This window comes from Microcystis wesenbergii FACHB-1317 (assembly GCF_014696875.1).
GTDB classification, from domain to species: Bacteria; Cyanobacteriota; Cyanobacteriia; order Cyanobacteriales; family Microcystaceae; genus Microcystis; species Microcystis wesenbergii_A.
In genome coordinates, this window is record NZ_JACJQV010000187.1 from 25,111 (window position 1) to 32,929 (window position 7,819).

Consider the following 7,819-nt stretch of genomic DNA (forward strand, 5'->3'; position numbering starts at 1 on the left):
TGGCCTAACACACCTAACAATTGCTCATTTTAAAGGATTATGGCCGAAATTCTCGGATCACTTGCCAAACCCTTAATACCTCTGCCACTGTCCATGCTTGGGCAAAAGCTCCCCTAGGGGTAAAAGGGGCATTGCCATCGAAAATTTCGCTTAAATTACCGATACAGCTATCCCGAAGATGGTCGATCATCGGTGTTAAAAAACTCTCAGCTAGGATGGGATCGCGATAGACTTTCAGATGGGCCTCGATAAATGCCCCTAATAACCATCCCCAGACTGTCCCTTGATGGTAGGCACTGTCTCTTTTTAAGCGATCGCCACTGTAAACGCCACGGTAATCGGGATGATCGGCAGCAAGCGATCGCAAACCGCGAGAAGTCAACAATTTTAAAGCACAAATATCGACAATGGCCTTTTTCTGTGGGGAATTTAATAACTCCTCCACCGACAAGGACAGGGCAAAAAGTTGATTCGGTCGTAAACTGGCATCATTACCCTTGTCCGTATCTAAAACATCGTAACAATACCCCAGAGAATCGTCCCAGAAGCGAGAAAACCCTTTTAAGGTCATTTTTCTCATTTTTTCGTAATCAGTGGCATCCATGCCCAAATAATGGGCAAATTGAACCATTATTTTGAGGGCATTGAACCAAAGGGCATTAATTTCTACGGGTTTGCCGATGCGGGGAGTAATCACCAGATCATCAACTTTGGCATCCATCCAAGTCAATTGTACTCCCGCTTCGCCGGCATAGATCAAACCATCGTCATCTAGGTGAATATTGTAGCGAGTGCCGCGACGAAACCAAGCGATCACTTCCTTTAAAGCGGGATAAATAGTTCTGAGAAACTCAAAATCTTGGCTTTGGTTAAAATAGGAACGAATGGCTTCAAAATACCAAAGAATAGCATCGACAGCGTTATATTCGGGCATTTCTCCCCCATCGGGCAGTAAATTCGGCAATAAACCCTGGTCTAGATAACGGGAAAAAGTTAGTAAAATCTGACGTGCGATCGCAGGTCTGCCTGTAGTCAAAGTTAATCCTCTTAGGGAGATCATCGTATCGCGACCCCAATCACCAAACCAAGGATAACCTGCGATTATCGTTTTGCCCTCCGGTTGATCCCGGAGAGGACGACTAACGATAAACTGGTCGGCAGCGAGGGTAAGTTGTTGAATCCATTCGGGCTGCTGGGGATTAATCAGACTACTCTCGTAGCGATAGCGAGACTCTAGAGAAGATTGACCGTTTAAATTCGGATCGGGACGGGTACTAGCGGCAATTGTCACCGATTCTCCCACTTTAAGAGTAGCCGAAAAACTAGCCCCATGGAGATGATTTTCCCGATCGATTAAACCACGATAACGTTCCACGGCCAAATCAAAGCGATAATACCAGATATGAGCGGGAAAAACCTCTCCTTGACTGATTAATAGATAAAAAGGTACAGCATGGTTATATGCAATCACTCTGACTCCTTTTTCCAGAGGAATAATATCCATTTGCCAGTTAAAACCCTGGGTATTGCCGTGAAAATCACGATAATTGACAAAAGCAGTCAGATTGAGAGTTAGGGGAGAATTGCCACGACGGTAGGTATAGTGAGTATAGGTGGTATTTTCTCCCTGTTCCATCCAAATGCGCTTTTCTAGTAAGGCATCCCCGCAGATAAAAGTCCAGACGGGAATTGTGCCTTCCAGATGAAAACTTTCGATATTAATATAGCCTTGCGGTTCGATCGTAGCACCTAACCAGCGATTGCTGGCCAGATGATAAATTTTCTGGTTATATTGTACCGATTCATCGATTTTAGTCACAAGAAGCGTTCTTTGCGTCGGTGGAGCCAAAGCAGCGATCAAGAGGCCATGATAACAGCGAGTTAGCAATCCGGCCACAGTTCCCGCGGCAAAACCACCGATACCATTAGTGACTAACCATTCGCGCTTTTCAGCCACTGGGAGACAATTACAGATATCTCGACCGAAACGGAGCTTGACCATGGGCTTCCCAATTCCTAGTAATTTTGTTATAATAGAAAATTGTGTCTTTATATCTATAGAGTAACTCTATCTTAAGGAGAAAAATCAGCAGTGAGTAAACGTACTTTAGAAGGAACCACGCGCAAACAGAAGCGCACTTCCGGATTTAGAGCGAGAATGCGTAGCGTCAACGGACGCAAAGTAATTAAAGCTCGTCGGAAAAGAGGGCGCTATCGTTTAAGTGTTTAGGTTATTCTGGGAACCGACTAATTTTCGTGGGACTACCCCAAGTTCATCGCTTAAAACATCGACAGGATTTTCAAGCTGTCTATGGAAAAGGGAGGCGTTATCACGGTTCCCACTTAACCTTAATTAGTTTAGAGGATTCTTGCCCAGATCACCCTCTCCCCAGTCGTTTTGGTATCTCGATTAGCAAGAAAGTTAGTAAAAAAGCGGTGGTTCGTAATCGACTAAAAAGACAAATAAGAGCGGTAATTCGGCAGTTATTGCCAGAAATAGCGGCAGGATGGCGAGGGATAATCATTATCCGTCCAGGGGCGATCGAGTGCAATTATGAACATTTTTTGCGAGAATTAAAGCAGTTGTTAGTGAAGGCGAATATAATTCATGGGCATTAAAGAAGAAACTTTTTATGAAGGGGGTCCGCACATCGGCGACCTAATCATCAATATCCTGCTAGGATTTACGGTGATTTGTTTACCTTTGACCGTTGGGGCAGTGGTACGGGCAATCTGGTTAAGATATAAGATAACCGATCGGCGGATTTCAATCACCGGGGGTTGGATGGGACGCGATCGCACGGATATTATCTATTCAGAAGTGGCAAAAGTGGCAAAAATGCCGAGAGGAATTGGTATTTGGGGGGATATTGTCGTAACTCTCAAGGATAGAAGTCGTTTAGAAATGCGCGCGATGCCGAAATTCCGGGAAATTCATGACTATATTGCCGAAAGAGTCGCCGATAAAACCGGTCGTCCCCTAGAATCGATCATCAGTCAATAAAACAAAATAATCGATCGCCGAGATTCGATAAATTAGATTTGTCAAAGTGAACCCCTATTAAACGAGAAGGCATAGATTAAAGCCATGGATTTTGGAGTCGGATTTATTTCCACAAATATCATGTTGCCAATCCTAGATTTTTTCTTTCGGATTGTGCATAGTTACGGTTTCGCCATCATTGCTTTAACGCTGGTGGTCAGATTTGCCGTCTTTCCCCTCAGCGCCGGCCAGATTCGCAATATGAGAAAAATGCGAATCACTCAACCCTTGATGAAGGAAAGACAGGCAGAAATTCAACAACGCTACAAAAATGACCCGCAAAAACAACAGGAGGAAATGGGCAAATTAATGCAGGAGTTGGGCAATCCCTTGGCCGGTTGTTTACCCCTGTTATTACAAATGCCGATTCTTTTGGCTTTATTTGCGACGCTGCGGGGTTCCCCCTTCTCGGATATTAACTACACCGTCGATTTACAGGTGCTGCCGGCCGAACAAATCGCCCTCGTCCAGCGCCAACCCTATGGCACCAAACCCCAAAACGTCTATATTGACGAGTCTCTCCACTATCCCATCACCGCTTTTTTACCCCAAGGCAATAAAATCGCTCCGGGAGAACAGGTAAAAATCGACTTGCAAAACGACCAGGGCAAGTCTTTGGGCCAATTAGCCACGGAAGCACCGGAAAATAACCTAAAACCCACCTACGAGGTGGTTAAAGGACAAGAACTGCTGCAACTTAATGAAGACGGTTCCATCGTCGCTTTAGCCCCCGGAGATGCCAGTATTAAAGTTATCGTGCCGGGGATTGCCGCTAATACGGGTTTTCTCTTTATTGAGGCCCTGGGAAGAATTGGGGCCACCGGTCCAGATGGTGAAATTCACTGGGATATCTTGGCGATGGTGATCGCTTTCGGTATTAGTATCTATGTTAACCAAGAGTTATCCGGCGCCGGTGCGCCTTCGGGGGGAGCAGCCCAACAACAGCAAACGGTGAATAAAATCACCCCGGTAATTTTTAGTATGATGTTCCTGTTTTTCCCCTTACCGGCGGGGGTATTGATGTATATCCTAACTGCGAACATCTTCCAAACTATTCAAACGGTGATTTTGATGCGGGAACCGTTACCGGAAAACCTGCAAAAATTGGTAGCGGAACAGGAAAAAACGGAAAAATCCCGCGATGCTCTCCCCTTTGAAAAACGTTCTAGCAAGAAAAAGGAAAAAACATCGTAATGAGTATATGGGAGCAAAATAGCGAGAAAGCTAAACAATGGCTGGAAAAACTGCTAAAGTTGATGGCCATGTCCGCAGATGTCCAGATTGGTGTGCAGGAATTGGGAACTGGACCTTCCTCCTGTTGGTTAATTATTGATAGCAGTCAATTGAGTCCCCAACAAGTGGAACTCCTCCTCGCTAACAAGGGTGAGGGACTGGATGCGATTCAATCCCTAGCTAATACGATTCTGAATATTGGTGTCGAGTCGGCAGAACATCAGTTCTATATTGTCGAAATCAACGGCTATCGTCAACAAAGACAGTCAGAACTTTTCGACTGGGTGAATCAAGCGGCGACGCAAGTGCGGCAAACAGGACAGGAAATAGAATTAAAAGCCCTATCTTCGGCGGAACGTCGCCAAATCCATGCCTTTTTTCAGGAAGAAAACGATTTAACCACGGAAAGTCGCGGCGTGGAACCCGATCGCCGATTAGTAATTCGTTTAAAATAAGATCAAAGGGTGGGGTAAAACCTGCCCTCTTTTTTATTTTAGCCAGATATCTCCTGTCTGGAGTTTCTTCACCTAACGGAAGATTTTTGATTGTTGCAGGAGAGTTAAGTAGGGAGGCACAATTATTTGTAGGATGGGTTAGCGGTAGCGTAAACTATGCGCGCGTTGGGTTTCATGCTTCAACCCAACCTACGTTCATCTTATATTTAATTCCACCCACCCACTTAATAACTTAACTTCAGAGCATTTACAGGTACATCATCCCAAGATTCTACGGTTCTTAAAACTGCCACCCACCCCGCTTGTTTTTGTTCGTCCGTAAGATTGGTTAACCAACTTTGATGACAATCTTTTGCCGCTTGTTCGTCTTGACAGGCAATACAAGCTTGTACTAAACCGCAGGGGTCAATCTGTTCATTTACCCAAATAATCATAGTTAATAGCCCTACTTAACTTTACTATTATAATCCATCGATCGCCCACAGAGAAACTTTTGATATTGATAACCTGTTACATAATTGGAGGATAACTCTGAAGGTTGACAGTCCGATAAATCTATTGAAGAATGGAAATTGATTAACCATAATTCAAAAGGGGGAGAAGATGGCAGATTAAAATCTGGCTTTTGTTCTGAGTTAACTAAGATAAACTTAGGGTTTTTATCGGGAAATCTTTGGTTAAATTCCCAAGCAATTCCCATCATTTCTCCCACCTGCACTAAACTCCTATAGCTAGTGGCAATTACTAACGGATAACTGCTATTATTTTCGATAGTGGTAACTAATTTATCTGGCCGATAATACTTACGATAGCCTAAATTAAAAGTCACACTTAGGGAACTAACTAAAGCCATGATAATTACAATAATTACTATTATTTTCTGTTTCCTTTGCCAACAATTATCTAATAAAATTGCTAGAATTAAAATTACCGAGGGAAAGTAAACAAAACTATATCTAGCTCCCCGGGTAATATCGATCGAAAGCAGATAAGTGATGACAAAGAAAATAGCAATTGAACTGAGAAAAAATGCCGAGAGAATGCCTAATTCTGGTTTATAGGAGTCTAGCCAAGCTGTTTTTAATTGTGGGATAATCCAGAGAAAAAACCCGATCATTATTGCTCCAGAAATCAAGATAATTATTAAAGATTCTGATTCAACGGGGAGCAGGGAAAGCATAGTAATTAATGTTCCCAGCAATTGAAAAAAGGGGCTAATTACGGACAAAAAACTGTCATTGTCTCTCTGAATCCAACCGGTCATCTGATTGCCATAATCTTTGGGTACAAACGTGATAAACCAAATAATAATAAAGCTCAAGTTACCTAAAAAAACTAAACTTAAACGCCACCAATTAGTTATCCAAAAGTTTTTTTGTTGGATTTGATTGAATAAAATCCATAATAAAGTTATCGCTTCCGCTAGGATAGTTAAACTAAAAAAATAGTGGACTAATAACCCTAGACAGTTGACAATTAACCAGAAAAAAACCAAAGTATGGGATATTCTCTTATGGTCGATAATTTTGCTGCTTGCCCTCAGAAAACAGCCTAAAGATATGAGGACAAATACAACCGCTAAAGTATAATGACGCGCTTCTTGGGAGATAAAAACCGCGTAGGGAGAAACCGCCATTAAAATCGCCGCAAGAAAAGCGATCGAGCCAGATTTAAAGACCAATTTACTGATAAAATAAATTAGAGGAATCGAAATAACTCCCCAAAATACTGCCAGCGATCGCATTCCTTCTAAAGATACATATTCTCCCCGATCAAAGAATAATTTATTCCAGAGATAGGCGAAAATAAAATATAAAGGTGGATGATTGTCCTCCTGAATAACTAATTTAATTACATCGGCAATAGTTGCCTGATGGTTGCTCTGGAGAGGTGCTAATAAAGTGTCTAGGGAAATTATTTGATTTAACGGCACTATCTGGTAATTATTGCCAATACTAAAAACCATAGTGGCAAATTCATCCGTCCAGGGAGGTTTGCTCGTTAATTGTGTTAACCTAATAACCAGTCCCAAAATTATTACTAATCCTAACCAGCAAAAATCAGACCAAGATAACCGCTCCTTGCTTCTTTGTTGTAGATCAGAAATGACTGTAGATAAATTCAATTTAATTGTTATCTCCAAAAGATTCGATTATTTTAACTGCTTCCGATGGGGAAATATCTTGACGGCAATTAGGATAATCATACTCCTCCCGGGCAATTAATGCCCCACTGAGACGATAAAAATATTCTCCCATTTTCATCCAATCGGAATACAAATCTGGTTCGGGGAATTGTTGCCTTAATTCCGAGTCTTTGGGTGTACCATAATTGAGCCAGTATCCTTCTCCAAATAGTGGGGAATTGAGCGCTAGGGTCCCCTCTAATTCTAAACCATCATCGCCCCTGGCGTTTTCGATTCCTTCCACCAAAAAACAGCTATTCTCGGCATTTTCAAAGAGGACTGCGTAGTAAATTCTCAAAAAGTGCTGGTAGAAAAGCCATAGCCAAGCTACTAGTGGGACTTAGGCGTTTTCGGTCAGCAAAAAAGGCTCAAACCATTACGGGACAAAGGGTTAACCTCGATTTATGATTTTCCTTGATATATCTGGGTTTCAGCGATTTTGGGCTTCTCGAAGTAAATCCCAAGCGGGGATTGGAGTTGAGGCTTTTCTCGATTTGTTTTTTGTCTAAGTCCCACTAGGCTGTGGGAGCAGCCTAAGTAACAGCCAAAGCTTTAGCCCTAATTAGGGCTGGCTGAATAATGGTAAAACCCTTTTAAAATAAAGCTTTTGACCTGTTAAAGTCCGATGTTAGTGCAAGAAAATAGGATTGGGACTTTCAAAAACCTTGCATTATCCTTCTTGTAGTACATCGCTTGGTACAAAAAACAAGGGCAACAAAGCCTGAAACGACCGGCTACTGACGACCGGCTACTGACTCCTACCCCCAGGAAAAACTTTTTCAGCAGACCCTAAGCTTTTACGCATTTAAGTTACATTGACAGCATTACCCTTATTTTTAAGTTTTCTACTCCATTTAATAATCAATCCCCCTTCATTTAAAAGCTGATTGACTACTTTTTCCA

General features: G+C 42.4%; 8 protein-coding genes and 1 pseudogene. 5 read left to right on the plus strand and 4 right to left on the minus strand.

Annotated features, from left to right (window positions below):
• Window positions 1-37 precede the first annotated feature (37 nt).
• A complete protein-coding gene (locus tag H6F92_RS18540) occupies window positions 38-2,002 on the minus strand; it encodes an amylo-alpha-1,6-glucosidase (RefSeq protein WP_190359026.1) in 1,965 nt (654 codons plus the stop codon).
• A 90-nt stretch (window positions 2,003-2,092) separates the two neighbouring features.
• Between H6F92_RS18540 and rpmH the strand changes: the two genes are divergently transcribed.
• The 5 genes from rpmH to H6F92_RS18565 all read left to right on the plus strand — a co-directional run bounded on the left by rpmH (window position 2,093) and on the right by H6F92_RS18565 (window position 4,731).
• Complete coding sequence (gene rpmH / locus H6F92_RS18545) at window positions 2,093-2,230, plus strand: 50S ribosomal protein L34 (RefSeq protein ID WP_002739276.1); 138 nt, start codon at window positions 2,093-2,095, stop codon at window positions 2,228-2,230.
• 26 nt (window positions 2,231-2,256) lie between these two features.
• Complete coding sequence (rnpA, locus tag H6F92_RS18550) at window positions 2,257-2,619, plus strand: ribonuclease P protein component (RefSeq protein ID WP_190359027.1); 363 nt, start codon at window positions 2,257-2,259, stop codon at window positions 2,617-2,619.
• Window positions 2,609-3,004, plus strand: coding sequence for a PH domain-containing protein (locus tag H6F92_RS18555; RefSeq protein ID WP_002763099.1), 396 nt, complete (start codon window positions 2,609-2,611; stop codon window positions 3,002-3,004). The genes rnpA and H6F92_RS18555 overlap by 11 nt, the downstream gene beginning before the upstream one ends.
• A gap of 84 nt (window positions 3,005-3,088) precedes the next feature.
• Window positions 3,089-4,237 (plus strand): membrane protein insertase YidC, encoded by a 1,149-nt coding sequence (gene yidC / locus H6F92_RS18560; RefSeq protein ID WP_190359028.1) that lies wholly within the window; start codon window positions 3,089-3,091, stop codon window positions 4,235-4,237.
• Window positions 4,237-4,731 (plus strand): Jag family protein, encoded by a 495-nt coding sequence (locus tag H6F92_RS18565; RefSeq protein ID WP_190359029.1) that lies wholly within the window; start codon window positions 4,237-4,239, stop codon window positions 4,729-4,731. Before yidC ends, H6F92_RS18565 begins: the two co-directional genes overlap by 1 nt.
• 224 nt (window positions 4,732-4,955) lie before the next feature.
• On the opposite strand, the gene H6F92_RS18570 is transcribed toward H6F92_RS18565, so the two are convergent.
• The 3 genes and pseudogenes from H6F92_RS18570 to H6F92_RS18580 form a co-directional block, all read right to left on the minus strand.
• Window positions 4,956-5,165 (minus strand): hypothetical protein, encoded by a 210-nt coding sequence (locus tag H6F92_RS18570; RefSeq protein WP_002752080.1) that lies wholly within the window; start codon window positions 5,163-5,165, stop codon window positions 4,956-4,958.
• Window positions 5,166-5,176: 11 nt separating this feature from the next.
• Window positions 5,177-6,856 (minus strand): glycosyltransferase family 39 protein, encoded by a 1,680-nt coding sequence (locus H6F92_RS18575; RefSeq protein WP_190359030.1) that lies wholly within the window; start codon window positions 6,854-6,856, stop codon window positions 5,177-5,179.
• 1 nt (window position 6,857) lies between these two features.
• Window positions 6,858-7,202 (minus strand): annotated as a pseudogene (locus H6F92_RS18580) (hypothetical protein); the annotation flags it as partial.
• Between the last annotated feature and the right edge of the window lie 617 nt (window positions 7,203-7,819).